This is a genomic window from Streptococcus sp. 2018110, from assembly GCF_019754115.1.
Classification (GTDB): domain Bacteria; phylum Bacillota; class Bacilli; order Lactobacillales; family Streptococcaceae; genus Streptococcus; species Streptococcus hashimotonensis.
Genome location: NZ_JAIJZO010000044.1, coordinates 1 through 1,168, shown reverse-complemented (window position 1 = coordinate 1,168; position 1,168 = coordinate 1). Strand labels below are relative to the sequence as shown.

The following is a 1,168-nucleotide window of genomic DNA, read 5'->3' as shown; positions in this document are numbered from 1 at the left end:
ATTTTTTAGGGTAGTTGTTAATCCAATTTTCGATAAAAGCGACTTCTTTCGGAGTCGTTTTCTTGGTTCCTTTAGGTAACCATCTCCGAATTAATCGATTATGATTTTCATTTGAACCTCTCTCCCATGAAGAGTAAGCATGTGCGTAGTAGATATGTTCCTCAGGAAATACCTCAGACAATCGTTTGAACTCCGAACCATTATCTGCAGTAATGGACAGAATACGATGCTCCCCTAATAGTAACGTAAGCGCCTGATTGACAGATTCAGCAGTTTTATTTGGAATTAACCTTATAATTTGGTGTCTGCTCCGCCGGTCGGTTAAGACTAACAGGCAATAATTTTTTATCTTAGTCAGTAGGACGGTATCAATTTCATAATGACCATTTTCCAAGCGAAGATTAATAACGTCAGGACGTTCTTCGATAGATTTACCTGCCGGCTTAAAGCTCGGACTAGCTTGCTTCTTGACACCTTTCCTTTTTCTGGGATAAAGCATGTCGGCCTTCGTCAATCCTAAATGACCATTATGAAACCAGTAGTAGATGGTTGAAATACCAACTTTCACTTGCTTCTTCTTAACCATCATTTCAGGCGAAAATTTTTGCTTATGATAGTGTAAGATCTTCTCTCTGATTTCCTTTGTTAGAATTAACTTTTTCACCGACCGTTTTCGATTGGATTGGTAAACAGTTTGTGCGTAATCGGCAGAATAGACCTTTTTGTATAGCCCTTTTCTCACTTGTTGTAAAGTTGTACCTCTTTTGACTTCATTATGAATCGTTTGAGGCGCCTTTCCTAACAAGCCTGCAATTTCACGATTGGACTTATTTTCATTCTTCCACCGCTCAATCAAGCGACGGTTATCTATTGTCAAATGTTTCCCTTTTGGGGTATAATGTTCTTGCATCTCTGTGCCTTTCCTTGTGTTTGTGGTGAACAACAAGTATAGCACAGAGGTGTTTTCTTATACCTTAAATCACATTTCATTTGACAACAGGAACCCTTGAACCTGTTTTTTCAGCTAAACCAAGGCTATGATTAGCCTTGGCCACCTAGCCTAACAGCTTCAAACCTGTTATCAAATGAAATCATCAACTTACTCAAACATAGTGAAACATCTAATTCTTGACTAAGGTAAGGTGGCTAACTTCATTATAGAACTTTC

General features: G+C 38.4%; 1 protein-coding gene. It reads right to left on the bottom strand.

What is annotated here, in order from left to right; translation table 11 throughout:
* A partial coding sequence (locus K5Q34_RS11670; protein ID WP_221865061.1) for an IS30-like element ISSpn8 family transposase occupies positions 1 to 910 on the bottom strand: 910 nt, incomplete at its 3' end.
* Between the last annotated feature and the right edge of the window lie 258 nt (positions 911 to 1,168).